29 protein-coding genes are annotated in these 23,898 nt (G+C 62.8%); 11 read left to right on the top strand and 18 right to left on the bottom strand.

All coding sequences use genetic code 11. The features are described from left to right. The first annotated feature begins 13 nt into the window (after positions 1-13). From EPN31_RS12025 to EPN31_RS12005, 5 genes are all read left to right on the top strand, one after another. A complete protein-coding gene (locus EPN31_RS12025; RefSeq protein ID WP_291773445.1) occupies positions 14-1,894 on the top strand; it encodes a ribonuclease catalytic domain-containing protein in 1,881 nt (626 codons plus the stop codon). 21 nt (positions 1,895-1,915) lie between these two features. After that, complete coding sequence (locus tag EPN31_RS12020; RefSeq protein WP_291773443.1) at positions 1,916-2,794, top strand: energy transducer TonB; 879 nt, start codon at positions 1,916-1,918, stop codon at positions 2,792-2,794. Then, entirely contained in the window at positions 2,791-3,498 is a 708-nt protein-coding gene (gene mtgA / locus EPN31_RS12015) for a monofunctional biosynthetic peptidoglycan transglycosylase (RefSeq protein ID WP_291773442.1), read from the top strand. Before EPN31_RS12020 ends, mtgA begins: the two co-directional genes overlap by 4 nt. Positions 3,499-3,567: 69 nt before the next feature. Further along, complete coding sequence (gene lptG / locus EPN31_RS12010; protein ID WP_291773440.1) at positions 3,568-4,743, top strand: LPS export ABC transporter permease LptG; 1,176 nt, start codon at positions 3,568-3,570, stop codon at positions 4,741-4,743. Further along, positions 4,740-5,564 carry a symmetrical bis(5'-nucleosyl)-tetraphosphatase gene (locus EPN31_RS12005; RefSeq protein ID WP_291773438.1) on the top strand — a complete coding sequence of 275 codons (825 nt, stop codon included), beginning with the start codon at positions 4,740-4,742 and terminating at the stop codon, positions 5,562-5,564. Before lptG ends, EPN31_RS12005 begins: the two co-directional genes overlap by 4 nt. A gap of 6 nt (positions 5,565-5,570) precedes the next feature. Here EPN31_RS12005 and EPN31_RS12000 read toward each other — a convergent pair whose 3' ends face one another. From EPN31_RS12000 to EPN31_RS11985, 4 genes are all read right to left on the bottom strand, one after another. Beyond that, positions 5,571-6,335, bottom strand: coding sequence for a 1-acyl-sn-glycerol-3-phosphate acyltransferase (locus EPN31_RS12000; RefSeq protein ID WP_291773436.1), 765 nt, complete (start codon positions 6,333-6,335; stop codon positions 5,571-5,573). A 95-nt stretch (positions 6,336-6,430) separates the two neighbouring features. Further along, on the bottom strand, positions 6,431-6,994 hold the full coding sequence (locus tag EPN31_RS11995; RefSeq protein WP_291773433.1) for an Hsp20/alpha crystallin family protein: 564 nt from the start codon (positions 6,992-6,994) through the stop codon (positions 6,431-6,433). Positions 6,995-7,168: 174 nt separating this feature from the next. Continuing rightward, positions 7,169-7,576 carry an Hsp20/alpha crystallin family protein gene (locus EPN31_RS11990; RefSeq protein WP_291773432.1) on the bottom strand — a complete coding sequence of 136 codons (408 nt, stop codon included), beginning with the start codon at positions 7,574-7,576 and terminating at the stop codon, positions 7,169-7,171. A gap of 28 nt (positions 7,577-7,604) precedes the next feature. After that, complete coding sequence (locus tag EPN31_RS11985) at positions 7,605-8,048, bottom strand: Hsp20/alpha crystallin family protein (protein ID WP_291773430.1); 444 nt, start codon at positions 8,046-8,048, stop codon at positions 7,605-7,607. 245 nt (positions 8,049-8,293) lie between these two features. Here EPN31_RS11985 and EPN31_RS11980 point away from each other — a divergent pair, with 245 nt between their 5' ends. Then, positions 8,294-8,677 (top strand): hypothetical protein, encoded by a 384-nt coding sequence (locus EPN31_RS11980; RefSeq protein WP_291773428.1) that lies wholly within the window; start codon positions 8,294-8,296, stop codon positions 8,675-8,677. A gap of 57 nt (positions 8,678-8,734) precedes the next feature. Here EPN31_RS11980 and EPN31_RS11975 read toward each other — a convergent pair whose 3' ends face one another. The 4 genes from EPN31_RS11975 to EPN31_RS11960 all read right to left on the bottom strand — a co-directional run bounded on the left by EPN31_RS11975 (position 8,735) and on the right by EPN31_RS11960 (position 12,228). Next, a complete protein-coding gene (locus EPN31_RS11975; RefSeq protein ID WP_291773426.1) occupies positions 8,735-9,577 on the bottom strand; it encodes an ABC transporter ATP-binding protein in 843 nt (280 codons plus the stop codon). A 14-nt stretch (positions 9,578-9,591) separates the two neighbouring features. After that, positions 9,592-10,356, bottom strand: a complete 765-nt coding sequence (locus tag EPN31_RS11970) for an ABC transporter permease (RefSeq protein ID WP_291773424.1) — start codon at positions 10,354-10,356, stop codon at positions 9,592-9,594. Beyond that, positions 10,353-11,162 carry an ABC transporter permease gene (locus EPN31_RS11965; protein WP_291773422.1) on the bottom strand — a complete coding sequence of 270 codons (810 nt, stop codon included), beginning with the start codon at positions 11,160-11,162 and terminating at the stop codon, positions 10,353-10,355. The genes EPN31_RS11970 and EPN31_RS11965 overlap by 4 nt, the downstream gene beginning before the upstream one ends. Positions 11,163-11,262: 100 nt before the next feature. Next, positions 11,263-12,228, bottom strand: a complete 966-nt coding sequence (locus EPN31_RS11960; protein WP_291773420.1) for an ABC transporter substrate-binding protein — start codon at positions 12,226-12,228, stop codon at positions 11,263-11,265. Between the two features lie 228 nt (positions 12,229-12,456). On the opposite strand from EPN31_RS11960, the gene EPN31_RS11955 reads away from it, so the two are divergent. Further along, the gene (locus tag EPN31_RS11955) at positions 12,457-13,524 is read left to right on the top strand and encodes a LacI family DNA-binding transcriptional regulator (protein ID WP_291773418.1); all 1,068 of its coding nucleotides are present in this window, start codon (positions 12,457-12,459) and stop codon (positions 13,522-13,524) included. Positions 13,525-13,535: 11 nt separating this feature from the next. On the opposite strand, the gene EPN31_RS11950 is transcribed toward EPN31_RS11955, so the two are convergent. The 7 genes from EPN31_RS11950 to EPN31_RS11920 all read right to left on the bottom strand — a co-directional run bounded on the left by EPN31_RS11950 (position 13,536) and on the right by EPN31_RS11920 (position 19,021). Then, positions 13,536-13,982: a MaoC/PaaZ C-terminal domain-containing protein gene (locus tag EPN31_RS11950; RefSeq protein ID WP_291773417.1), complete on the bottom strand. Its 447-nt coding sequence runs from the start codon at positions 13,980-13,982 to the stop codon at positions 13,536-13,538. Between the two features lie 27 nt (positions 13,983-14,009). After that, positions 14,010-14,741: an amino acid ABC transporter ATP-binding protein gene (locus EPN31_RS11945; RefSeq protein WP_291773415.1), complete on the bottom strand. Its 732-nt coding sequence runs from the start codon at positions 14,739-14,741 to the stop codon at positions 14,010-14,012. After that, on the bottom strand, positions 14,722-15,378 hold the full coding sequence (locus EPN31_RS11940; protein ID WP_291773412.1) for an amino acid ABC transporter permease: 657 nt from the start codon (positions 15,376-15,378) through the stop codon (positions 14,722-14,724). Before EPN31_RS11940 ends, EPN31_RS11945 begins: the two co-directional genes overlap by 20 nt. Next, positions 15,375-16,091, bottom strand: a complete 717-nt coding sequence (locus EPN31_RS11935; protein ID WP_291773410.1) for an amino acid ABC transporter permease — start codon at positions 16,089-16,091, stop codon at positions 15,375-15,377. Before EPN31_RS11935 ends, EPN31_RS11940 begins: the two co-directional genes overlap by 4 nt. A 7-nt stretch (positions 16,092-16,098) precedes the next feature. After that, on the bottom strand, positions 16,099-16,896 hold the full coding sequence (locus tag EPN31_RS11930) for a transporter substrate-binding domain-containing protein (RefSeq protein ID WP_291773408.1): 798 nt from the start codon (positions 16,894-16,896) through the stop codon (positions 16,099-16,101). Positions 16,897-16,992: 96 nt separating this feature from the next. After that, entirely contained in the window at positions 16,993-17,775 is a 783-nt protein-coding gene (locus tag EPN31_RS11925) for a 3-ketoacyl-ACP reductase (protein ID WP_291773406.1), read from the bottom strand. Beyond that, positions 17,768-19,021, bottom strand: coding sequence for a CaiB/BaiF CoA-transferase family protein (locus tag EPN31_RS11920; RefSeq protein ID WP_291773404.1), 1,254 nt, complete (start codon positions 19,019-19,021; stop codon positions 17,768-17,770). Before EPN31_RS11920 ends, EPN31_RS11925 begins: the two co-directional genes overlap by 8 nt. 309 nt (positions 19,022-19,330) lie before the next feature. Between EPN31_RS11920 and EPN31_RS11915 the strand changes: the two genes are divergently transcribed. Continuing rightward, positions 19,331-20,287 carry a dihydrodipicolinate synthase family protein gene (locus EPN31_RS11915; protein WP_291773402.1) on the top strand — a complete coding sequence of 319 codons (957 nt, stop codon included), beginning with the start codon at positions 19,331-19,333 and terminating at the stop codon, positions 20,285-20,287. A 32-nt stretch (positions 20,288-20,319) separates the two neighbouring features. Next, a complete protein-coding gene (locus EPN31_RS11910; protein WP_291773400.1) occupies positions 20,320-21,090 on the top strand; it encodes an enoyl-CoA hydratase-related protein in 771 nt (256 codons plus the stop codon). 16 nt (positions 21,091-21,106) lie between these two features. Here EPN31_RS11910 and ruvX read toward each other — a convergent pair whose 3' ends face one another. From ruvX to EPN31_RS11895, 3 genes are read right to left on the bottom strand one after another with little or no spacing between them, the layout of a single operon-like run. Continuing rightward, a complete protein-coding gene (gene ruvX / locus EPN31_RS11905; protein WP_291773398.1) occupies positions 21,107-21,526 on the bottom strand; it encodes a Holliday junction resolvase RuvX in 420 nt (139 codons plus the stop codon). Continuing rightward, on the bottom strand, positions 21,519-22,115 hold the full coding sequence (locus EPN31_RS11900) for a YqgE/AlgH family protein (RefSeq protein WP_291773396.1): 597 nt from the start codon (positions 22,113-22,115) through the stop codon (positions 21,519-21,521). The genes ruvX and EPN31_RS11900 overlap by 8 nt, the downstream gene beginning before the upstream one ends. Before the next feature lie 46 nt (positions 22,116-22,161). Continuing rightward, on the bottom strand, positions 22,162-22,326 hold the full coding sequence (locus tag EPN31_RS11895; protein ID WP_291773394.1) for a rubredoxin: 165 nt from the start codon (positions 22,324-22,326) through the stop codon (positions 22,162-22,164). A gap of 110 nt (positions 22,327-22,436) precedes the next feature. On the opposite strand from EPN31_RS11895, the gene EPN31_RS11890 reads away from it, so the two are divergent. Continuing rightward, positions 22,437-23,246: a bifunctional hydroxymethylpyrimidine kinase/phosphomethylpyrimidine kinase gene (locus tag EPN31_RS11890; protein ID WP_291773393.1), complete on the top strand. Its 810-nt coding sequence runs from the start codon at positions 22,437-22,439 to the stop codon at positions 23,244-23,246. Beyond that, positions 23,243-23,884, top strand: a complete 642-nt coding sequence (gene thiE, locus EPN31_RS11885) for a thiamine phosphate synthase (RefSeq protein WP_291773391.1) — start codon at positions 23,243-23,245, stop codon at positions 23,882-23,884. Before EPN31_RS11890 ends, thiE begins: the two co-directional genes overlap by 4 nt. Positions 23,885-23,898: the final 14 nt, after the last annotated feature.

The following is a 23,898-nucleotide window of genomic DNA, read 5'->3' as shown; positions in this document are numbered from 1 at the left end:
AATTCGGATCTCCATGTACGTTCTCTACGAAGACGCCGGCAAACTGAAGGCGGAAACCCTGTTCTCGGAATCGGATACCTCACTGCAAGTGGAGTCCGCCAGCGGCAAGCGCAGCAAAATCAAGCGCAACACCGTGCTGTTCACGTTCGAAGAGCCGAAAGCCGAAACCCTGATGCCTTCGGCCGAAGCACTGGCAACGAATCTGGACGCGGGATTCCTTTGGGAATGCGCGCCTCAGCAAGAATTCGAGGCCTCGTCGCTGGCCGAGGACTACTTTGGCCATCCTCCGACGGCTGTCGAGAAGACGGCGATCATCCTGTGCCTGTCGGCCGCGCCCGCCCACTTCCACCGCCGCGGACGCGGTCTCTACCGTCCGGCGCCGCCCGACATCCTGCAGGCGGCGCTCGCGGCCATCGAAAAGAAACGGCTGCAGGCACAACGCCAGCAGCAGTGGACCGACGATCTGATAGCCGGCCGCCTGCCACCGGCGCTGCAGGACGTGGCACGCTCATTCCTGGACAAGCCCGACAAGAACTCAATGGAATGGAAGGCGTTTGATGCCGCCTTGCAGCAGCTGAACACCACCGCCGAAAAGCTGCTGTTGTCGCTCGGCGTCTGGCCCCACCCACTGGCCATGATGCGCGAACGCTTCCTCTCATCGAACTTTCCCAAAGGAACTGACTGGCCACCAGTCGCCGCCCAGGACTGGGGCGCCGACCTGCCGCAATGCGACGCGGAGGCCTACTCGGTGGACGACTCCAGTACCACCGAGATCGACGATGCACTGTCCATCACGCAGCTGGATGACGCCACGGTCCGCGTGGGCATTCACATCGCAGTCCCCGCCCTGGCCATCACGCGCGGCAGCGAATTCGACGAGATGGCGCGCAGCCGGATGTCTACGGTGTACATGCCAGGGGAGAAGATCCCCATGCTGCCGCATGAACTGATCGCCGCCTTTTCGCTGGACCAGGCGCAATGGCGCCCCACCCTGTCGCTGTATGTCACCGGGCGGCTCGAAGACGGCGAGATCCTGGGCACGGAAACCCGGCTGGAACGCATCCGCATCCGCCAGAATCTGCGCCACGACCTTTTGGGCGATCAGATCACAGAAGCCGCACTGAACGATCCACAAGCTGATGTCCCCTACGCGCATTGGCTGCGTCCGCTGTGGCACTTTGCCCTGAAACTCGGGGCAGCCCGCGACCGGGTGCGAGGCAAGCCTGAAAACAATGACCGGGTGGAATACAGCTTTGAACTGGAAGGGCCAGCCGATGATCCAAACTCCCGGATCCGCCTGATCCAGCGCCAGCGCAATGCCCCGCTGGAGCGGCTGGTGGCGGAATACATGATCCTGGCCAACAGCCAGTGGGCAGCGTTGCTGGCCCGGCATGGCGTCCCCGGCATCTTCCGGTCTCAGCAGATGGGCCGCACGCGCATGTCCACCCAGCCGCTGCCACACGAGTCAATCGCCGTGCCGCAGTACGTCTGGTCGACTTCGCCGTTGCGCCGCTATGTGGACCTGATCAACCAGGGGCAGATCCTGGCCGCCGCCGAACACGGGGTATCGGCTCGGCTGGTTGCGCCCTTCAAACCCAAGGACGCGGATCTCTACGCGATCGTCAGCGCCTTCGACACACAGTATGCGCTGTGGGGCGATTTCCAGTCCTCCATGGAACGCTACTGGTGCATCCGCTGGCTCCAGCAACAGCGCATCAAGGAAGTCGGCGCCTATGTGCTGCGCGACAACCTGGTGCGCCTGTCCTGCGCACCGTTCGTCACACGCATCAACGGTCTGCCAGCCATGGAGCGGGGAGAAGCAATTGTGCTGGACATTCTGGGCTACGATGATCTGGGTCTGGACATCGAATGCCGCCTGCACGAAGCCGCCTAGCCCGCGCACGCAACCGCCGCCATGAGCACCCTGTCACTGCAACTGCTGGAACGTCGACACGAAGGCCGCAGCCGGATGGCAACCGCCCTGCTGCTGTCGCTCGCCATCCATGCCCTGCTGCTGCTCTGGCACGGGTTCGCAGTCCGGCCCGCGCCACAAGTCTCCACACTGGAAATTACGCTGGTCAACAGCCGCAGTGAAACACCGCCGCTGCGGCCCCAGGCGCTGGCACAGCAGTCGCTCAACGGCGGCGGCAACGAACCCCAGGGGCTGGCAGCGTCCCCACTACCGCGCACGGTCGAAAACAGCCCTGACGAAGTGGTGTTGGAAGCGCTGCGCAGACGCCAGGCCGAACTGGAGGCCGAACAGAAGCGCCTGCTCACCCAGCTTGAAGCCCATGACCAGGTCGCCCAGGCGCACCAGACCCCACAGATCCTGGGACAGAGCCGTGACCCGGGTGAAGACGACCGCCAACAGGACAGCATGGTGCTGAGTGCCCGCATCGCGGCGCTGAAGGACCGCATCGAACGCTACAACGCTCAGCCCCGGCAGACCTTTGTGGGGCCGGCGACGATGGCGGTGGACTATGCCCAGTACGTCGAGGCCTGGCGCAAGCGCATCGAACTGATCGGCACCGAGCACTACCCGCCTGAAGCCCGCGGCAAAATCTACGGCGACCTGCAGCTCACCGTCTACATCCGCCGCGACGGACAGCTTGACCATATCACCTTCGACCGGCCGTCCGACCAGGCCATCCTGAACAGCGCCGCCCGTCGCATCGTGGAACTGGCCGCGCCGTTTGACCCCCTGCCGGCAGCACTAGCCGCAAAAACAGACATCCTGGCCATTACCCGCACCTGGCACTTCACGCGTGCAGGCCTGGATACCAACACCCCATGAGGCACAGGAGCCACTGGGCCAGGTGGCTGCTGATGGCTGTGCTGTGCTTGGCCTTCCTATACGAGGCGGGCCTCTTCGGGATGGTGGTCTGGTACAAGTACCGTAACCCGGCCGACACGGCGGTGATGCAGGAAACCCTGGATATGCTGCGCAGCGATAACCCGAGGGCAACGTTGAGCTATCGATGGGTACCCTATGCGCGGATCAGCCCGTCGCTGAAACGGGCCGTGATCGCCGCCGAAGATTCGGGCTTCGTCGAACACGACGGCGTCGAATGGGATGCGATCCGCAAGGCCTGGCACTACAACGAACGACAAGAAGATCTGGGCCGCTCGCGCCGGCGCGGCGGATCGACCATCACCCAGCAGCTTGCCAAAAACCTGTTCCTGTCGAATTCGCGCAACTACGTGCGCAAGGGTCAGGAACTGATCCTGACCTACATGATAGAAGCCGTGATGGACAAGCGGCGCATCCTGGAGCTCTACCTGAACGTCGCCCAGTGGGGCGAGGCGACGTTCGGCGCCCAGGCTGCGGCGCAGCGGTGGTTCCACACGAGCGCGGCACAACTCACCAGTTCCCAGGCATCGCTGCTGGCCGCGATGCTGCCCAACCCGGCGTATTACGACCGCCATGGCCAAACCACTCGGTTGCGCAGCCATGCAGCCACCGTGCAAGCCCGCATGCCGCTGGTCGAGGTGCCATGACCGCTGACTGGAACCAGGCGGAACAGGCGATCGCGTTACTATATTGAGACTTTCACCGACCCACCTGCCATGCGCACGGCCCGACGCTACATCGCCCGCGAAATCTACCGCTCGACAGCGATCATTCTGGTCGCTCTGGTCGGGCTGTTCATGTTCTTCTCACTCATCGAAGGGTTGGACCAGGTGGGCCGGCGTCTGACGCTGCTGAACCTGTTCTACCTGCAGGCGCTCGATCTGCCCAGCCATCTGTATGAACTGCTGCCCATCGGCCTGCTGATCGGCGCCGTGCTGGCACTCGCCGGGTTGGCCCAGCGCCACGAGCTCACCATTCTCAGGGCTTCCGGGGTGAGTGGCCTGCGACTGCTGGCCACGCTATGGCTGATCACGCTCCCACTGGTCGCTGGCGCCTACATCTTGTCCGAATACATCACGCCCGCTGCGGAGCTGCAGGGCAGCGAATCCCGCCTGGCACTAATGGGGCGCACGGACGGCGGGCGCCTGAGCAGCGGTTACTGGTTCAAAGAATCAGACGCCGAAGGCGGCGACCGCATCATCAACATCCATACCTTGAACGGCCAAGGACACGTCGCGGGCATCACCCTGTACGAATTCAACCGCGACGATACGTTGCGCAGCTACACGCAGGCCAAGACCGGCCAATTCTCGCAAGGCCGGCTGGACCTGCACGATCTGACCGAAACCCGCATCCAGCCGGAACCCACGAGTGCGCTGGCCGACGCCCGCGTCCCCAAGGCCCCGATCGCAAACGTGCTTCACCTCCCCGACCGATCCATCCGGACCACGCTCACGCCCGAGCGCCTGATCGCCCGCATCCTCACGCCAGAGCGCATGTCGATCGCCGACCTGCTGGACTATATCCACTACCTCAAGGCGAACCATCTACAGACGGACCGTCAGGAAGTCGCCCTGTGGCGCAAGATCGCCTACCCCTTCACGCTGCTGGTCATGATGACCATCGCGGCGCCCATAGGCTTCATGCAGACGCGGCGCGGCGGCATCGGGCCCAAAGTATTCCTCGGTATCATCCTGGGTGTGGGCTTCTTCATGCTCAACCAACTGGCGCTGAACGCCGGCATGCTGGGCAACTGGCCACCGTGGGCCACAGCCCTGGTGCCCAGCCTGGCGGGGCTGGTGCTGGCCCTGCTGGCGCTGCTCGGAATGGAGCGGCGCCATCACCTCTCGCTTTGGCTGCGCCAGCGCCGTCTGGAACACAGCACCTCATGAGACCGCCTCGCGATGTGTGGGTGATCGGCGATGTGCAGGGCTGCGCGGCACCGCTGCACGCCCTGCTCGATCACCCGGAGCTTTCCGCTCCCGACACCGAGCTCTGGTTTGCCGGTGACCTCGTCAACCGGGGCCCCGATTCGCTGGGGGCCCTTCGCCTGATCAAGGGCCTGGGCGAGCGCGCCCGTGCGATCCTCGGCAACCACGACCTGCACCTGCTGGCCGTCGCAGCGGGGGTACGCAAGCAGGGCAAGTCGGATACGTTGGACGACATCCTGAACGCACCCGACGCAGCTGAGTTGCTGGACTGGATCCGGAGACTGCCATTACTGATCCGGGACCGAGGTCACGTCATGGTGCACGCAGGCATCCTGCCCGTCTGGACACTGGAGCAAGCAGAGGCGCTCGCGGGCGAAATCCAGTCGGCCCTGCGGGGGCCCGACTGGCGCAACGCCATGAACGACCTGTACGGCGAGGAACCGCTGATCTGGGACGACGCTTTGCGGGGCCCCGCACGCATGCGGGTGATCGTCAACGCACTGACCCGCATGCGGGTCTGCCACGCTGACGACGGCAGCATGGAGCTTCATTACAAAGGGGAACTCGCCGACGCTCCGGCTGGGCTCGTGCCCTGGTTCGAATTGCCGGCACGGCGCGACCGTAGCATCCCGGTGATATTCGGGCACTGGTCCGCGCTGGGTCTGAACATCGGTGTCGACACTATCTGTCTGGACACCGGGTGCGTCTGGGGCCGCCAGCTCACCGCCCTGAGGCTGCGCGACCACCACATCGTGCAGCAAGACTGTACTGGCTGCCGCTGACCCAGTCTACTGCGCGATCAGGGCCTGGCGGATGACAGCCCGCGCACGATGCGCCAGTTCGCTGCGGTTGGTCTGTGCGGTCACCGGCAGGATCGGGAGAAACTCGCACTCCACGCAGACACCCCAGGCGCCCAGCAAGAACCACAGATTGGCCACCAGTGTCTGTTCGCCGACAAAGGCGAGTTCGGGTGCGCGCCGGCCGCGCCGCAGAAAGCGCAGGGCAACTGGTTGCACGGATACCTGGGACTGTACCGCCGCGTCGAACAGCCCAGAGTGGAAAGGCAGCACATCCAGCCCGTCGGTCGTGGTGCCTTCGGGGAACAGCCCCACAGCATCACCGTATGCAAAACAGTCCTGCATCTGGCCGCTAGCCTCACGCACGGCCTGACGTTGACCGCGGTCGATGAAGAGGGTCCCTGCCCAGGCCACCAGCAACCCGATGACAGGCCAGCGCCGGATATCGCTCTTGGCAACGAAGGAGGTGGTGCGGACCCGATTGAACACAAAGATGTCCACCCACGACACATGGTTGGCGACCCATAGCACCGGGCCGTTCAACAGCGGGTCGCCCAGCACACGGACCCGCACGCCGCACATGGCCATGAGGCCGCGCGACCACCCGCTCATCACGTCACGCCTGCGCTTGCGGCTCAGCAACGGAAACACCAGCAGCTCGGTCAGCAGCCCCAGCAGAATCCAGACAGTAACGAATACTGCACGCAACAAAAACAGGAATGGCGCCACCTCGACCCCCAGATATGGATGCGCCATGATAACCGCAGGCACCCCGCTGTTCTACCAGCGGGGTCAACGGCCCGCCTCACCCGATATCCGCCTGGAACCAAGGCACCTCTTACCCGCTCACCCTAGCCGATATCGATCGTCCGGCTCGCGGACCGCTCCGGCTCCGATTTCGGCACAGTCAACGTGAGCACACCGTTGTCAAATTTCGCCAGGGCGTGATCGGGGTCGGCATTTTCTGGCATAGGGATCGTACGCGTGAAGCTTCCATGGGCACGCTCCAGCCGGTAGCAGCCGTCTTCTCCACTGCGCACATCCTGCTTTTTCTCACCGCGCAGCACGATCGCCCCATCCTCGACGCTCACATTCAGGTCGTCACACTCCATCCCGGGCAGTTCGGCGGTCACGCGTAGTATCTTGCCCTCGTCGACCACGTCAATGTGCGGCTGGAAGCGTGACGAGCTGAAATCACCAAACCATCGTTCGATTGCACCACGGCCCGCGAACGGGTCACGGAAGAACTCCTCCAGTGCATGCCACGATTCGCCAGAGAACAGCCGCGAGATATCAGGCACTGGAGCACGCCACTGTTCACTCTCCGGCGGACTTTCAGGACCATTCCCACCGGACTTGCCGGCTGCCCCACGAAGGAATTTGAAAGGGTTCCACTTTCTTGGACCGGTGTTCATCGTATCCTCCTCTAAGAGGTCTGGCAGGAGAACCGGATCCTGTCAGTACGCTGACCAACTATCCGCGTCAGCACCCCTGTAGACGCCCGACGGCCGGACATCCGCAGTCGGAAGGGGGCGGCTGGACGGCCGCCATCCGGTTTTCCTACCGCCGTTGCTGCCCTTCTGCTGACTTCAGTCCGTCCGCACTTCGATCCGGCGTGGCCGGGCTTCGTCGCGACGCGGTATTGTCAGTTTCAGCACACCGTCCTTCAGGTTTGCGTCAATCTTCGATACGTCGAATTCAGCCCCCAGAGAAAAGGCCCGTGTGAAGTTAGGCCGGCGGATCTCCGCGTGCTGCAGGCGCAACCCCGCTGGCATGGGCACCACCGCCTCCGCCTCGATATACAGGTTGCCATCGTGTATCTTCAAATCGAGCCGATCCTTTGTCACGCCAGGCAAATCCGCCCACAGAGTGACGCCCTGGCTATTCTCGAAGATATCCACGGGCGGTGTTAGCGTGACCCGGCGCTGCGACTGGTCGTATTCGCGGTGGGCCACCACCGTTTCATCTTTCCTGACAAGTTCCGTGGTGTCGTTCATGATGTCCTCCTCAATTCTGCAACGGGTTTCACTGAACAGTGACGGATCGCGGCTTGGACGTCTCCCGCTTACCGATACTCACGGTCAGACAGCCATTGGTGTACCGCGCCGTGACCTTATCGGGGTCCGCGTGCTGCGGCAGTTCAATGGCGCGACGGAAAGCGCCGACGAACCGCTCCTGTGCGTAAGTGCGTGAGTCGTCGCCAGACGCTTCCGGCTGTGCGCTCTCGCGCTCGCCGCTGATGCTCAGGAGCCCCTTGTCAATCGACACATCGATCTTCGCCGGATCAACACCCGGCACGAACGCGATGATCTCGATAGAGTCGTCGGTCGAGCCGATGTTGATCTGTGGGAAAGCGCCGAAGCGCCCAGAACGGATGCTGGAAGGGAAACCGCCGAAGAGACCCGCCATCTGCTGTTGCAGACGGTCCAACTGGCTGAAAAGGTCGGTCCCGAAGTAAAGATCGCTCATGGTCATTTCCTCCTGAAAAACAGCAGGAAGACGAACCGGCCTACGCGCTCCAGTCCGTCTGCCGTGCTGCGGGCAAACAAATCGAAACACGCAGCGCGCCAGACTTTGGGCGCGACTGCCTGAGCGGAATTTAAGATAGCATTTCAGGTGGAAATTTCAAGGGGGGTACCGCAATTTTCTGCTCTTGAATTCAGGCGACCAATCCCTATTTTCACGATGCTCCTGACGAATCACGTGAGGACAACATGGAATTCGAATACGATTGGCTCACCCTCGGCCAGCACCGGATCAAGTTGCGCTCCACAAAGGGTTTCCCGACCGAGACGATGCGCACGGCAGTAGAGGTCATCCGTCTGGCAATTGATAGCAACATGAGCGCCCGTGCGCGGCTGGTTGAAGTGATATTCCGGCAGGAATCCTCTTATGAGGTCGCCGTCGGCAGCACGTCCGCCGACGACCGGCTACGAGCACCGCAGTTGGAAGCGGCGATCGCGACAGCCCTGGGCCTGCGGCCCGCGCAGATTGATATCGTCGTGACCGTGGTCACGCAGGAAGAGGTCGATCTGCACTTCGGCGTCTACGAAAGAATGCTGGCCGAAAAGCTCGGCGTGGTGCCGCCGATCCAGTGATCGTAGGGAAGACTGTGTCGTTGCCCGGCTGCCAGCGACGCGCCGCCCGACAAGCAGTTACGAGGCCCGGCCGCCGTGGCGCTTGGCATCACGGATGAGCGCATAGATCTCGCCACGCAACTGGCCGAAGCGAGGGTTGGCCCGCGTCTCCAGCTGATCGCGCGATTCGCCCAGATCGATGGCCACATCCCGCATGACTGTGGTCGGCGATGCCGAAAGCACCACCACCCGACCACCCAGATAAACCGACTCGTCGATGTCGTGGGTCACGAACACGATGGTCATGCCCAGTCTGGCCCAGATCGTACGCACCAGATCTTCAAGGTCCGCCCGAGTCTGGGCATCCACCGAGGCAAACGGCTCATCCATGAGCAGCACCTGGGGTTGATAGGCAATCGCCCGCGCAATCGCCACGCGCTGCTGCATGCCGCCGGACAGTTGCCACGGATAGGCATCGCCTGCGCCCGCCAGGCCAACGGCCTCGAGGCTGTCATCCACCAGGCGGCGGCGCTCGGCCGCAGGACGGCCGCTTTCCTTGAGTGGCAACTCGACGTTCTGACGCACACGCATCCAGGGAAAGAGACTGCGGCCATACTCCTGGAACACGACGGCCAGACCCTGGGACGGCCCGGTGACCGGTTTGCCTGCGAGCACGACATCCCCACTCGTGGGGGCCAGCAGCCCGGCAATGCACCGCAACAAGGTCGTCTTGCCCGCCCCCGACGGGCCAACGATACACACCAGCTCGCCCTTTTGCAGGTTGAAGGTCACATCGCGAATAGCTTCGACCGAGCGGTCTCCGTCCTGATAGACCTTGCGCAACCGCGTGATCGCCAGCATGGAACCCGAGCTATCCTGCCCCACCCCAGGCTCTTTCGCCATCACACTTTCATCCGCCATCTGAAGCTCCACGTTTAGCGTATTCTCGAACGTTCATACCATCCCAGCACCGACAGCTCGACCACCCGCATCAGCAGCGAAAGCAGTACGCCGATCAGGCCCAACAGCAGAATGCCGCTCCACATCTCCGGAATGGAAAAAGTGCGCTGGAACTGAATGATCATGAAGCCCATGCCATTGCGCGAGGCGAACATTTCGCTGATCACCATCAGAATGATGGCGATCGAAAGCCCGGTTCGCATACCAGTGACGATCTGGGGCGCTGCGGCGGGCAGTGTCAACGAGAACAGCCGCCGCAGCCCATGGATCCGGTAGACTCGGCAGGTGTCCTTCAGAACTGGATCGATGGATCGGACGCCCTCGATCGTGTTGAGCAGCATCGGCCACAAGCACCCAAAGCTGATGACGGCGATCTTGGAGGCATCGCCGATACCGGACACGACCAGAAGCACCGGAATCATGACGGTGGGAGGGATGGCCCTGAAGAACTCGAACACGGGTTCCGTGTAATCCCGGGCGGCCTTGGACAAGCCCAGCACGACCCCCACGACCAGCGAGAAGATCAAGGATGCCAGAAACCCGACGGCAAGGCGCCAGAGGCTGACGACGATGTCACCGAACCCGCTCGCGTTGATCCAGACCTTGCCGAACGCGGCCAGGATCTTCTGCAACGGCGGAAAGAAGAAATTGCTGCTGCCGCTGGACACCAGGTACCAGAGCACGAACAGGGCAATGGGGACCAGTGTGGTTGCGAAGAGTCTGGGCCAGAATGTCTTCATGGCGCGTCCTGCCTGTCAGCCCGTACGGACGGATGCCACGCAAGCACCTTGCGTTCGATGGCGCGCGCGAGCACGTTGACCAGCACACCCATGATTCCGGCGGCGATCACCAGGGAATACATTTCCGGCAACGCCATCGCCGACTGGGCCAGCGCCACCTGGTGGCCGATGCCCGGATTGCCGATGACCAGCTCGGCCGTCACGGCCAGCACCAGAGCCACAGAGGCGCCAAGCCGGAAGCCAGTGATCGCATAGGGGAGCGCGGTCGGCCAGGAAACGTGACGGATGCGGCTCCAGCGACCCAGACCGTACACGCGCGCGGTGTCCAGCGCCACCGGATCCACATCCTTCACCCCATACAGGATCTGGATGAGAATCTGCCAGAACGCGGCATAGACGATGAGCAGCAAGGCGGACTTGATGTCGATGCCGAACATCAGGACGGCCAGCGGAATCAGCGCCACCGAAGGAATCGGGCGCAGGAATTCGATCGTGGATTCGGTATAGCGCCAGAGCACCGGGATGCTGCCCAACACCAGACCGACCGCCGCTGCGGCAACGAAGGCGATCACGAGACCCGCGAACCACGCCTGCGCGGTATAGGCCACGGAATGCCAGAACACAGGGCTGGCGAAATCCAGGAGCAATGCCCAGAACACTTCGTGAAGGGGCGGGAAATAGCGGACCGGCAGGAAACCTGCTTCCGGCAGGATCTCCCACAGAAGAAGAAAGACGGCAAAGCCGACGATGCCCCGGAACTGAGAGGTCCCGGTCAGTCGCTTCCGGCTCGAAACGGCACGACTCATTGGTTCTGTTCCACGAGGCTTCAAGTACGACCGCAGCGCCAACCGGCGCTTACGGCACGACGCACGCCCGGGGAGGACACCTCGCCCCCGGGCGTCGGGTTCACTTGTAGATGACGGACTCCACCTTGAAGGTCTTGGAAATCATGTCCAGTCGCCGCATCTCCGGCAGCATGGCTTCCAGGGACGCCACATTGACCGCAGCGTCGTAACGCGGAATGACGAACGCCTCCGCAATGGCCGGAGTGATCTTCGTGAACGTCGGGATGAGTTCACGGATTTCCGTCGGATGCGAGTTGGCATACTCGGCCGTCTTGGCCATGGCCGTGCGGAACCGCTGGATCATGTCGGCCTTTTTCTTGACGACGCCATCCGTCGACACAAAGGCGGCAGCCGTCAGGTGCGGCGCGGTGTCCACATAGTTCGAAGCGATGTCGCGCAAGCCATGCTGCACCGCGGTCGTATGGAAGGGCTCCACCATCCAGGCCGCGTCGATCTGGCCTTCTTCCAGCGCCTGCTCCATATTGGAAAACGGCATTTCCACGACCTTGACGGTGGCACCATCCCCGCCCGCCTTCTGGACCGAGATCCTGGCAGTCACTTCACCAATGTTCTTGACCGTGTTGCTGGCAATGGTCTTTCCTGACAATTCTTTGGCGGACTTCATGGTGTTCTTGGAACTGACCACCAGCGCCGAGAAGTCCTTGCCCGGAACACCTGTCGAGGTGGACGCTGCATCGATCATCACCAGCGGAAGCCCCTTGTCGCGTCCCTGCATGACCGACACCGTATTCGCAAATACAATGTCGAACTGGCCAGCAATCAGGGCCGTGATGGCAGCCGCGCCGCTGCTGGTGTCCGTGATCTTCAGATCGATCCCGGCGTCCTTGAAGAAGCCCTTTTTGTCGCCCAGGCGAATGGCCGCCGTTTCCGCGTTTGGCAGCAGGCCCACATTGGCAACGACCGCCTGCACGGCAGGGCTTGCAGCGTAGCTTGTGCCAACCACAGAAAGCGACAGACACAGGCCGAGCGCGGCAGCCAGCGGCCCTATCAATGCATGTGTTTTCATGATTCATTCCTTATGCAGGTTCATTCGAACTTCAGTTGGTGACAGCATCCAGGTTCGGAAAAGCAATCGATTACATTAAACGCAGCTTAAATCTTATGATCACTTGCAGAAATAAGGGGAAACACCAGTATGTTCAATAGCTTGTATAAACGTTTAACGTGAAAACGTTATCGTATAGAATCTCATAGACGCCTCAGAACGCAGTACTCCGGAACTCTGGTCAGGCCCATGCCGACATCTCTGCACCTTCAAAAAGCTTCTACGGACCGCACGCTGCGCGGCGACCACCGCCGGGTGTCCCTGAAGGACGTCGCGCTCGCAGCAGGCGTCTCGGTGGCCACCGCTTCACGCGCCCTGTCTGAACCCGACAAGGTCCAGCGCGATACCCGGGAATCCATACGTGCTGTTGCCATCCAGCTGGGTTACGTCCCCAACAGCGCTGCCCGCGCCCTGCGATCTCGCCGGACGCGCCTGATCGGCACCATCCTGCCCACGCTGGAATACGCGATCTACAACAACCAGATCGCGGCCCTGCAACGCACGCTGAGCGAAAGCGGATACTCGCTGCTGGTGACGTCCTCGGGCTACGACCACCAAGAGGAACTGAGACAGGCCAAGACCCTGGTCGAGCGCGGCGTCGAAGGCCTGGTGCTGATTGGCGGGAACCACCATCCTGACCTGGAAGCGATGCTCCGCGAGCAAAAGATCCCTGCGATCAATACTTACGTCTACCAGCGCGGATCCAGCCGCTCCTGCATCGGTTTCGACAACGAGGCGGTGGTGGCGAAGGTGATCCACCATCTGACGGATCTGGGCCACACGCGTATCGCCATGATCGCCGGGATCACACACGACAACGACCGCGCGAGCGATCGCGTCAACGGCGTGCGCGCCGCCCTGCAACAGAAAGGACTCACGCTGCCCGACCGGCATCTGGTCGAAGCGCCCTACACCATCGCCGCCGGCCGCGAGGCGCTGCGCTCGCTCCTGACCACCCAGCCCCACCCCACCGCGATCTTCTGTGCGTCCGATGTGCTCGCCTTTGGCGTCATCATGGAATGCGCCAGTCGGCACATTGCGATCCCCGACGAGCTCTCGGTGGTGGGATTCGACAACCTGGAATTCTGCGCCCACCTGAGCCCGGGGCTCACGACCATCGAGGTCCCGGCGATCGCGATGGGGGCAGGGGCGGCCCGCCACCTCATCGCCCGACTCTCCGGCAAGCCACAGGTGGAATACACCGAACTGGAAGCCAACCTGATTCTTCGGGGCACCACGGCGCCGCCGCAGCCCTGACGACGAGGGTACTAGCCCCGCCTGACCCACTTCAGGATGTGCTGGGCCACCGCCAGCGTTTCACCATGCTGATTGCGCGCCACCACGGCAGCCATGGTGCGCCGGCGCTCCCGATCCACCTCGGTGATTTCGTAGTCCACCGTCACCGTATCGCCCATCAGGGCGGCCTTGACGAACCTGACCCGGTCGTAGCCCAGGGACACCGGCACCTCGCCATCCTCTTCGCCCGAAATCCGGGCCACCATCATGCTCGAAGTCGTGGACATGAAACCCATGACCAGCACCCCGTGGACGATGCGCTGGCCGTAAAACGACTGGCTCATGTATTGCTGATTGGTGTGGACCGGGGCCAGGTCCCCGGTGATGCCTGCAAACAGATAGACATCGCTCTCCGCAACCGTCTTTGAAAATCGGACGTGATCCCCGACCTTCAGGTAAAAAGCGTCTTCAGCCGCCATGTCCATATTGGCCTCTGTTCGATCCCGTTATTTGACGTTCCGGCTGGTGAACGACTTGAATTCCGCTGTCCGGGGGTGCTCGAACATCGCCTCTGGTTCGCCCGTCTCCCAGATCTTCCCCTCGTGCATGAAGATGATCGTGCTGGCCACGCGGCGCGCGAAATTCATCTCGTGCGTCACCAGCAGCATCGTCATACCGTCCCGGGCCAGCTGCTCGATGACAGCCAGGACTTCTTCAGTCAGTTCCGGATCCAGCGCCGAGGTCACCTCGTCAAAGAGCATCACCCGCGGATCCATCGCCAGGGCGCGCGCAATCGCCACCCGCTGCTGCTGCCCGCCCGACAGCTTGTCCGGATAGGCGTCGATCTTGTCCAGCAACCCGATCCGGTCCAGGACCTGCTCGGCCAGCTGGCGGTTGCTCTTCTCGTCCACACCCTTCACCAGCCGGGGCGCGAGCATGATGTTCTGGGCCACTGACAGGTGCGGGAACAGGTTGTAGCTCTGGAACACGATCCCCACGTCCTTGCGCAAGGCGCGCAGCCTTGTGGGCTCGTAATCCATGGTGTGCCCGGAAATCTCGATCCGACCGCTGTCGATGACTTCGAGCCCATTGAGACAGCGCAACAACGTGCTCTTGCCGGAACCGCTGCGGCCGAGCAGCGCGATCACCTGACCGCGTTCCACATTCATCGAAACGCCCTTCAGGACTTCGTTGTCGCCAAAGCGCTTGTGGACATCTTCAACTGTCAAGATAGACACCGGTCTTCCCCTCCAGATAACGGCTGAAACGCGACATGGGATAGCAGATGGCCAGATAGATCAGCGCCACCGTGATGAAGACCTTGAACGGTTCGAAGGTCACGTTGTTGACCAGCTGCCCGGCACGCGTCAATTCGATGACACTGACGATCGAGACGATCGAGGTGTTCTTCACCAGCTGCACCAGAAAGCCGACGGTGGGCGGCAGCGCGATCTTGACCGACTGCGGCAGAATCACGTACCGATACTGCTGCGCCCGGGTCAGTGCCAGAGAGGCTGAAGCCTCCCATTGCTGGACATGGACGGACTGAATGGCGCCACGCCAGATGTCGCCCAGATAGGCGCTCGCGTAAATCGAAAGCGCCATGGAGGCAGCCACTACAGGCGGCAGATCAAAACCGGCTTGCGCAAGCCCGTAGTACGACAGGAAAAGAACCATCAGGACCGGGATCCCCTGAATGATCCCAATGTAGACGCGGGAAGACTCCCGCAGAATCCGATTCGACGACACCCTGGCGATCGCGACTGCCATCGCCAGTATCCCGCCCAGCAAGGATGCCACCAGCGTCAGAACCAGCGTCCAACCGGCCGACTGCACCAGGAACAGGAACTCGGTCCACCCAAAGGGACGGATCATGACTGGCTCCCCTTTTCGGCGGTGCGCCGCCACCAACCGTGCCGGCGAGGGAGCCGTTGCGCAAACAGATAATGCCCCAGCAGTGTGAGCAAGGCTTTCAGCACCAGGGCGAGCGCCAGGTAGAGCAGCGAGGCAATGATGTACACCTCGAAGCTGCGGAAGGTCATGGACTGGATGGTCGCCGATTCGCCGGAGAGTTCCTGGACGGAAATGAATGAGCACACGCTGGAGGTCAGCATGGTCAGGATGAACTGGCTGACCAGAGAAGGCCAGACCTTGGCCACGGCGGGCTTGAGCACAATGTGCAGGAAGACCTGGAAGCGCGTCAGCGACAGCGACAGGCCGGCTTCGATCTGGGAGCGATGCGTGGCGTCCACCCCCGCCCGGAAGATTTCGGCGCTGTAGGCGCCGAGGTTGATCACCATGGCCAGCAGCCCGGCGTAGAGCGCCGGCATGCGGATGCCGAGGGACGGCAGGCCAAAGAAGATGATGTAGAGCTGAACCAGAAACGGCGTGTTCCGGATGGTCTCGACATACAAGTCGACGATCACCCGGAACTTCCGCTTCATCAACACCCGCAGGCTGGCAGCAACCAGCCCGACGGTCCCACCCAGCACAATGGCCGCGAAAGACAGCTTGATGGTGAGCCAGAAGGCCTGGATCAGTGCAGGCGACTGATCCAGGACTGGCGCAAATTGCAAGTCAAAGGCCATACGTCACTCAGAATACCGGCATGTCTTTAGGCATCGGGTGACCAACCCACTTCACGGCAAGTGCGTCCAGCTCTCCGTTGTTCTTGATATACGAGAGCGTCGTGTTCAGCCACTGCAGCAGTTCGAAGGACCCCGTGCGTACCGCAATCGACTGGAAGTCGTTGTGGAACGGGAACATCACGGCGATATCGGCATTGGGCCGGGTCTTCAGGACTTCCTTGTAGATGGTCTCGGGGATCGCCACAGCGTCGACCTGCTTCGTGAGCAGCGCCTGGGTGGCCGTCAGGTCGTCATCGAACGGCGCCAGCGAAACACCCTTGGGCGAGACACGCATCAGCGCGGCTTCCTGAGGCGTTCCTCGGGCAATGGCGACCTTCTTGCCGATCAGATCATCCATGGTCTTGAAATGAGCGTCCTTGTGCCCGGCCACGACCAGCGGGAATACGTTATACGACCCGGTGAACATCACCACCTTCGCACGCGCTGGTGTCGCGCCCAGGGTGGCGATCATGAAATCGACCTTGCCGGCTTCCAGTGCGGGAATCCGCGCCGCTGTCGTATAAGTCGTGATCACCGCCGGGACGCCCAGGTAATGCGCGAACAGATTGGCCACATCCACATCCAGGCCCTTGGCCTTGCCGTCCGCATCCACGAAGCTGAACGGTGGCGCACCGCTGTTGACGCCGATCAGCACCTTCCCGCGCTTGACAATATCATTGATGGACTGAGCACTTGCAGCAGCGCTCACCAACAGCATCACTGCGGCCAGAAAGCCACCCAGCCAGACGTTTCTCAACATTTTCATAAGTCCTCCTGTCGCGATGGAATGATTTTTTCGTATGAATCGGGGTACAGCAACCACCGGTTTTTCGTCGTGAATGTCTCCTTCAGAACGTCGTGATTACAATCGGGGGATCATCAGCCCCCCATCGATGCTGATCGCGTTGCCCGTCGCAAACGGGATCAGCCCCGACACCAGCGTGGCCACGGCGCGCGCCACGTCTTCCGGCTCGCCCCACCGAGGCACCGGCGACAGGCCTTGTTCGATCATTGCGCCATACATCTCGCGGACTTCGGCCGTCATGTCTGTGCGGATCAGCCCGGGCTGGATCTCATACACCGAGATGCCGGCCCGAGCCAGGCGGAGGGCAAAGAGCTTGGCCATCATCGAGAGGCCGCACTTCGAAATGCAGTACTCCCCCTTCTCGGCCGAAACCAGATGCGCGTTCGAGGACGACAGCACCACGATGGAGCGCCCCGATTCGCCCGAGCCGTCTGCCAGCATGCGCCGGGCGACTGTCTGAGTCAGGAAAAACGTGCCACGCAGATTGATGTTCAGGACCTCGTCGAAACGTTCGGGAGTGACATCGAGCAGGTCACCGCGCTTGCGCACCTGGACACCAGCGTTATTGACCAGCGCGTCCAGACGACCAAACCGGTCGTACACGGCATCGACAATGCGCTGGTGTGTGTCGTGCTGCGCGATGTCGCCGCAGACGAATTCGACCTCGGCGCCACGCGCCTGCAGACCGGCAACGGTCTCGACGGCCAGTTCGTCTTCCCGGATGTCGTTGACCAGCAGGTCAAACCCGCCCTCGGCCAACGCATACGCGATGGCGCGGCCGATCCCCCGGCGCCCGCCGGTCACGATGGCAGCCCGCCGGCTGACAGAGCGGTCACTCATGCAGGGCTCCCGCGAAGGGTCGAGTTCGCACTGTATCTGAAGCAGGATCTGGCGGCGCCGCCACGACGCGGCGCGCCACCAGATCGTCGATCTGCGCCGCATCCATCCCCAGATCAGACAAAATGGCATGAGTGTCGGCGCCCGCCGCCAGCGCAAACCGCCGGGTCGGCAATTTTTTGCCATCATAGCGGACTGCCGCGTTCAGCAGCGTAAAGCGCAGCCCGCCGGTTTCGATAGTCTCGAAGACCTCGTTGTGGAGCGCCTGGGGGTCCACCTGAAGGTCGGCGTAGTCCTGCACGGGTGCGTACCACAGGCCCGACTGGTCGAAGCGAGCTGAAAAGTCGCCAAAGTCGAACCCCAGGACGGCCTCGGCTACTGCAGCCGCATAGACATCCCGGTCCTCGTAGCGGTTGCATTCGGCCAGCGACATGAGCCGGCTGCTGTTCAAGGTCTGCGCCAGGAGGACCGGATCGTTCAGGCCGATGACGACGAAACGGTCGTCGCGGGTACGGTACACCCCATAAGGCGCCTCGTGAAACCAGGTGGCCAGATCGGGATGGCGCCGGTAGCGATCACGCTCCACACCCGCATTGATATAGGCGGCAAGCGCTTCGGCCTGGAGATCCAGCCCTGCATTGAACAGGCTGGATTCCACGCGGGCCCCGCGCCCGGAGGTGAGCTTCCTGACGTAGGCGGCAACCACCGCCATGGCCAGCAGCGCGCCCCCATGCTGGTCCACGACGGCCGCACCCACGGCCTTGGGCGCCGTGAAGCGTTCACCGGTACCCGCCACCAGACCGCATCGGGCCTGAACCAGCAGGTCCTGGCCCGGACTGTCGCGCATCGGCCCCGAAGCGCCAAACCCGGTGGCCGACGCATAGATCAAGGCCGGGTTGATCTCGCGCGCCCGCTCGTAGCCGAACCCCAGGCGGTCCAGCACACCGGGACGGAAATTCTCGACTACCGCATCGCTGCGGGCAATCAGGCGCTCGACGATGTCACGCCCTTCCGGGGTCTTCAAGTCGACAGCCAGGCTGCGTTTGTTCCGGTTCGCACACAGAAAGAACGAGCTGACGCCATCGATGAAGGAGTCTGCCCCAGCCCAATGGCGTTCGTGCGCGCCGGCGATGGGTTCGATCTTGATGACATCCGCCCCCAAATCCGCCAGATACTGGGTTGCGGCCGGGCCCTGCAGGTAATGGCAGAGTCCGAGTACCTTCATTCCGTTCAACATGTCGTCATTCATTGCCGAAAAGATCCTGCCGCAAGGGAGATCGAATCAAGTGGGGGATGGATTTAATAGAAAACGTTTACATTTCCAGCAGCATAATTTCGATCTGAGGATTCATGAATAGGGATAAACCACTAAGTATGAACAGATTTTTTGATGTAATATCTGATGAAATCGGTTTCCAACGAAGTGGCTATCTGACCAGGTCAAGCGGGGTGCGCATCGTTGCGTCTCATGCCTGCACGTTTCAGCTCACCATGCTCCACCGTGCGACTGCGCGGCACGGTCAGACTCCATCATCCCTCTTTTCCAGGAGCGAGCACCATGGGTTCTTCTTCCCTCTACACCCCCGAAGGCGTCATTCCAGCCGTCCTCATGCCCTTCCAGGCCGACCTGGAAATCGACCAGGCCGCTTACAAGCGGCACGTACAGGACCTGGCCGGCACGGCGGGGGTCACCGGGCTGGTGATCAACGGCCACGCCGCAGAGGTCCATACGCTGTCCTTCGAGGAGCAGAAGCTTGCCCTGGACCTGACGATGGACATGGTCGACGACCACACGCCCATCATCTGCGGCATCTATTCGGAAAGCACGCGCTATGCCCAGAAACTCGCGCGCATGGCCGCCGCCGGCGGTGCGCGCTGTTTGCTGGCCTTCCCACCCAATGTCCTGATGTTCCGCGGGGAAGACCGCCCCGAGCTGTTCGTGGACTACTACAAGGCGCTGGCTGACGCGACGGACCTGCCGATCGTGCTCTTCCAGTTCCCAAAATGGACCGGGCTGCAGCTTTCCTTCGACACGCTGATCAAGGTCTGCGAAACCATTCCCCAGATCGTCGCCATCAAGGACATGTGTTCGGATCCGGCACTGCACGAAAAGCAGGTCCGCAACCTCCACGCGCTGGCCCGGCCGGTCAGCGTCCTGACGACCCACTCGTCCTGGCTCATGGGCTCGGTCCCCATGGGCGTGCGGGGCATCATCTCCGGTGCCGGCAGCGTGATTGCCAATCTGCAGGTAGCGCTGTTCGAAGCCTTCCAGCAAAACGATCTGCCGCGCGCCAAGGCAGTCGGCGACCGCATCTATGCCGCCGTGCAGGCCTTCTACGAGGCCCCGTACATCGACTGGCAGGCCAGAATGAAGGAATCGCTGGTTGCGCTGGGCCGCCTGCCCAATGCCTATGTGCGCCCACCGCTGAAGTCCACCCACAATCCCAAGCGCCTGGCGCACTGGCTGGACCAGGCAGGTCTGACACCCAAATCCGTCTACGCAAAAGTCGCCTAGCCATGGCTCACCCCTCACCGGATCCCGCCGCCATGAATCTCGTCCTGACCGAGATCACGGACGACGGCGTCATGATGCTGGCGCTGAATCGCCCCCGCAAGGCCAATTCGCTCAGCACGGAACTGATGGTGGAACTCTGTGCCCAGCTTCGGACGGCCCTGGACACGCCGGCCATCCGGTGCGTCGTCCTGACCGGTTCGGAACGGATTTTCTCTGCTGGATCGGACATCTCCGGAATGGCCACCCAGGGGGTGGACTGGTATCTGGACGAGGGCCGGCTGGAACGCTGGCGACAGATCGAACACTTTCCCAAGCCCCTGATCGCCGCCGTCAACGGCCCCGCCATCGGCGGCGGACTGGAACTCGCCATGCTGTGCGATCTCATCATCGCCGGCGAAGGCGCCTCATTCGGCCAGGGCGAAATCACCATCGGCGTGATCCCCGGAGACGGCGGAACCCAGCGCCTGCCCCGCGCTGTCGGCAAGGCCCTGGCCATGTACATGATCATGAGCGGTGAACGGATCCCGGCCGCCCGCGCCCTTCAAGCAGGGCTGGTGGCCGAGGTGGTCCCCGACGCCCAGGTCGTCGCCCGGGCCCGGTCGATCGCGGCCGTGATTGCATCCAGGCCTCCTCTGTCGGTGCAATACGCCAAGAAAGCCACCCGCGAAGCCTTCGAGCAACCCCTGTCCAAGGGGCTGGCATTCGAGCGCCAGATGGTCACGGAAGTCTTCAAGACAGCCGATCGCGCCGAAGGCATGCAGGCATTTCTGGAAAAGCGCCCGCCCGAATACCGCGGGCGCTAATGCCCTGTCTGGTTAACTAGGGCAGGCTGTCCAGATAGCGCTGCAGGATGACGGCGGCGGCCACGGCATCATCGGGCGCATTCGATCCCAGGATATGCTGCGCCTCCAGACTGGAGCCGCGCTCATCCACCAGCAGCACCGGCACATGGTATCTGCCTTCGATCTGACGTGCGAAGCGGCGGCTCTGAAGCGACGCAGGCTGTTCATCGCCATCCAGCGTCAGAGGCAGGCCCACCACGACAGCATCGGGCTGCCACTGCGCAAGCAGGGGCCCGATCTGGGCGAAGCGCTGGTCGCGGGTTGCGGGCCGCAGGATGCAGAGCGGGCGCGCCTGGGCCGTCAGCGTGTTTCCAATCGCCACACCGATCTTTTTCAGCCCGAAATCAAATGCCAGCAGCGTCCGTTCGCAGGCACGGCCGGATGCCGGGTCAGGCATGCCCCGCGTCACCTGTCAGCATGGACGGCCGGATGCCAAGCTGGGCTAGCGCGGCATCGTAGCGGTCCTCGGCCGGCGTCTCGAAGAGGATCTCGCGCGTCGCGAGGACGTTGAGCCAGGCATTGCGCACGAGTTCGTCCTCGAGCTGCCCCGCCCCCCAGCCGGCGTACCCCAGCGTGACCAGGACGTGTTCCGGGCCACGGCCATCGGCCACGTCCTGCAGCACGTCGCGCGAGGTGGTAAGGGCCACGTCGTCGCCCAGTGCGATGCTGGAGCCATATGCGCGCTGTGGGACATGCAGCACGAACCCGCGATCCGTCTGGACCGGTCCGCCAAAGAACACGGGGGCCTTCTGGATCGGCCCGATCTCCAGAGAGAGCTTCAGGTCGATACGCTGCAGCAGATCGCCCACCGTGAGGTCCGTGGGACGGTTGATCACCAGTCCCAACGCGCCATGCTCGGTATGCTCGCAGACGTAGATCACCGTGTTGGCCAGCTCGCCCGAGACCCGGCCCGGCATGGCCAACAGGAACTGCCGCGACAGATCGATCTGCGGGCGGTCTTCAGCAGCATGCGGTTCTGTAGTCATGGCAACCTCCGGTTGACCGGCCTCACGGCCTATATCTCCTAGGTTATCAGATCTCGATCAATTCGAAATCTTCCTTTCGGGCCCCGCATTCGGGGCACACCCAGTTCGGCGGCACGTCTTCCCAGCGCGTACCGGGCGCAATGCCATCCTGCGGATAACCCGCCGCCTCGTCATAAATCCAGCCGCAAATCAGACACATCCACGTTCGCATGGAGTTTGCCTCGCCAATCGGGTCTGACGCTTTCACGGCAGGCCGCATCCATTAGAATGAGGCCATAGTACACAACCTGCCGATGACCGCACCGGCACGCAATCCACGATATGGCCGCTTCTGATCTTTCCGTCACACCACTCCCCTTGATTCTCGGCCCTTTCGACCCAAGCGGCGCGAGTAACCTGCCCATTGACGCAGTCATCTGCTCCCACCTTGGCGCCCACGCGGGATCGGTGGCCACCGCCATCCACGTCCAGGATACCGCCGGCGTGGAAACCATCCAGCGCCTGGCACCCGACCTGATCGACGACCAGGCCAGATGCCTGCTCGAAGACATGGCTATCGGCGCACTGAAGATCGGCCCGCAATACGACCCGGAGACCATCTCCGTCCTGGCGCAGATCACCGCTGACTACAGCACACTGCCTCTTGTGCTGCAGCTCACCAGTCCGCCTTCGGTACCCGACCTGGAAGACCTGGACGGCGAAGAAACGGTCAGCGCGCTGCTGGAACTGCTGGCGCCGCAGGCGCTGGTGGCCGTGGTGGACGCCGGCCTGCTGGAGCGTTGGGCGGGCCAAGGACTGCTCTCGGCTTCCGGGGCTGACAGCCCGGTCGCCGCCCTGCACGACTTCGGCATCTCGCACGTACTGTGCAGCAATGCGGCGCTGGGCAACGATCTGAACGGCCTGAGCTTCCACTCCAGGGATCTGCCCTCGCGGCGCTGGCCATGGCCCGCGCCCAGCGTGCGCGTGAGCGACATCGAAGGCCTGCTGGCCACGATCATGACCTGCCTGCTGGCCCAGGGCCAGGAGCCCGCCCAGGCCGCCCAGCAGGCCGTGACGTTGGCCACCCCCATGCTGGCCCGGCACTTTCATCCCGGCATGGGGCAGCGCATCCTCCGGCACACCTCACCATGAACCCGCTGCGCTTTCCCAGAGGCCTGTACGGCATCACCCCCGACTGGCCCGACACCGACAGGCTGCTTTCCGCCATCGAACAGGCGCACGCTGGCGGCATGGTAGCGCTGCAGTGGCGCCGCAAGCACGGAGCCGCAGCCGAACGGCGCGCCCAGGCACGGGAAGTGCATGCGATCTGCACCCGCCTGGGACTGATCTTCATCATCAACGACGACTGGCGGCTCGCCGCCGATCTGGATGCCGACGGCGCCCATCTGGGGCGCGACGACGGATCGATCATCCAGGCGCGGCTCGCGCTGGGGTCGGACAAACTGCTGGGCTGCTCCTGCTACGACAGGCCAGACATCGCTGAACAGCGCCTGCGGCAGGACGTGGATTACATCGCCTTCGGCGCGCTGTACCCGTCCACCACCAAGCCCGAGGCCGAGCATGCAACCCTGGACCACATCCGCACCGGACGGCGCCTGTGCGAACGGCAGTCTCCACGTGCCGCCGTGGTGGCCATCGGCGGCCTGACCGCTGACAATTCCGCACCAGTGCTGGCGGCCGGCGCCGACAGCCTGGCCATCATCAGCGCCATCTTCGAGGCACCCGACATCCGCGCAGCGGCACAGCGCTGCACCGATCTTTTCATCTGAATCCCCCATACCCA

The sequence above is a fragment of the Castellaniella sp. genome (assembly GCF_004321985.1).
Classification (GTDB): domain Bacteria; phylum Pseudomonadota; class Gammaproteobacteria; order Burkholderiales; family Burkholderiaceae_B; genus Castellaniella.
The sequence above is the reverse complement of the archived record's forward strand: the minus strand, read 5'-3'. Positions and strand labels throughout refer to the sequence as shown.

Coding starts and splice junctions, on each gene's coding strand:
- EPN31_RS12025 (WP_291773445.1), top strand. CDS start 14: ATGTACGTTCTCTACGAAGACGCCGGCAAACTGAAGGCGGAAACCCTG.
- EPN31_RS12020 (WP_291773443.1), top strand. CDS start 1,916: ATGAGCACCCTGTCACTGCAACTGCTGGAACGTCGACACGAAGGCCGC.
- mtgA (WP_291773442.1), top strand. CDS start 2,791: ATGAGGCACAGGAGCCACTGGGCCAGGTGGCTGCTGATGGCTGTGCTG.
- lptG (WP_291773440.1), top strand. CDS start 3,568: ATGCGCACGGCCCGACGCTACATCGCCCGCGAAATCTACCGCTCGACA.
- EPN31_RS12005 (WP_291773438.1), top strand. CDS start 4,740: ATGAGACCGCCTCGCGATGTGTGGGTGATCGGCGATGTGCAGGGCTGC.
- EPN31_RS12000 (WP_291773436.1), bottom strand. CDS start 6,335: ATGGCGCATCCATATCTGGGGGTCGAGGTGGCGCCATTCCTGTTTTTG.
- EPN31_RS11995 (WP_291773433.1), bottom strand. CDS start 6,994: ATGAACACCGGTCCAAGAAAGTGGAACCCTTTCAAATTCCTTCGTGGG.
- EPN31_RS11990 (WP_291773432.1), bottom strand. CDS start 7,576: ATGAACGACACCACGGAACTTGTCAGGAAAGATGAAACGGTGGTGGCC.
- EPN31_RS11985 (WP_291773430.1), bottom strand. CDS start 8,048: ATGAGCGATCTTTACTTCGGGACCGACCTTTTCAGCCAGTTGGACCGT.
- EPN31_RS11980 (WP_291773428.1), top strand. CDS start 8,294: ATGGAATTCGAATACGATTGGCTCACCCTCGGCCAGCACCGGATCAAG.
- EPN31_RS11975 (WP_291773426.1), bottom strand. CDS start 9,577: ATGGCGGATGAAAGTGTGATGGCGAAAGAGCCTGGGGTGGGGCAGGAT.
- EPN31_RS11970 (WP_291773424.1), bottom strand. CDS start 10,356: ATGAAGACATTCTGGCCCAGACTCTTCGCAACCACACTGGTCCCCATT.
- EPN31_RS11965 (WP_291773422.1), bottom strand. CDS start 11,162: ATGAGTCGTGCCGTTTCGAGCCGGAAGCGACTGACCGGGACCTCTCAG.
- EPN31_RS11960 (WP_291773420.1), bottom strand. CDS start 12,228: ATGAAAACACATGCATTGATAGGGCCGCTGGCTGCCGCGCTCGGCCTG.
- EPN31_RS11955 (WP_291773418.1), top strand. CDS start 12,457: ATGCCGACATCTCTGCACCTTCAAAAAGCTTCTACGGACCGCACGCTG.
- EPN31_RS11950 (WP_291773417.1), bottom strand. CDS start 13,982: ATGGCGGCTGAAGACGCTTTTTACCTGAAGGTCGGGGATCACGTCCGA.
- EPN31_RS11940 (WP_291773412.1), bottom strand. CDS start 15,378: ATGATCCGTCCCTTTGGGTGGACCGAGTTCCTGTTCCTGGTGCAGTCG.
- EPN31_RS11935 (WP_291773410.1), bottom strand. CDS start 16,091: ATGGCCTTTGACTTGCAATTTGCGCCAGTCCTGGATCAGTCGCCTGCA.
- EPN31_RS11930 (WP_291773408.1), bottom strand. CDS start 16,896: ATGAAAATGTTGAGAAACGTCTGGCTGGGTGGCTTTCTGGCCGCAGTG.
- EPN31_RS11925 (WP_291773406.1), bottom strand. CDS start 17,775: ATGAGTGACCGCTCTGTCAGCCGGCGGGCTGCCATCGTGACCGGCGGG.
- EPN31_RS11920 (WP_291773404.1), bottom strand. CDS start 19,021: ATGAATGACGACATGTTGAACGGAATGAAGGTACTCGGACTCTGCCAT.
- EPN31_RS11915 (WP_291773402.1), top strand. CDS start 19,331: ATGGGTTCTTCTTCCCTCTACACCCCCGAAGGCGTCATTCCAGCCGTC.
- EPN31_RS11910 (WP_291773400.1), top strand. CDS start 20,320: ATGAATCTCGTCCTGACCGAGATCACGGACGACGGCGTCATGATGCTG.
- ruvX (WP_291773398.1), bottom strand. CDS start 21,526: ATGCCTGACCCGGCATCCGGCCGTGCCTGCGAACGGACGCTGCTGGCA.
- EPN31_RS11900 (WP_291773396.1), bottom strand. CDS start 22,115: ATGACTACAGAACCGCATGCTGCTGAAGACCGCCCGCAGATCGATCTG.
- EPN31_RS11895 (WP_291773394.1), bottom strand. CDS start 22,326: ATGCGAACGTGGATGTGTCTGATTTGCGGCTGGATTTATGACGAGGCG.
- EPN31_RS11890 (WP_291773393.1), top strand. CDS start 22,437: ATGGCCGCTTCTGATCTTTCCGTCACACCACTCCCCTTGATTCTCGGC.
- thiE (WP_291773391.1), top strand. CDS start 23,243: ATGAACCCGCTGCGCTTTCCCAGAGGCCTGTACGGCATCACCCCCGAC.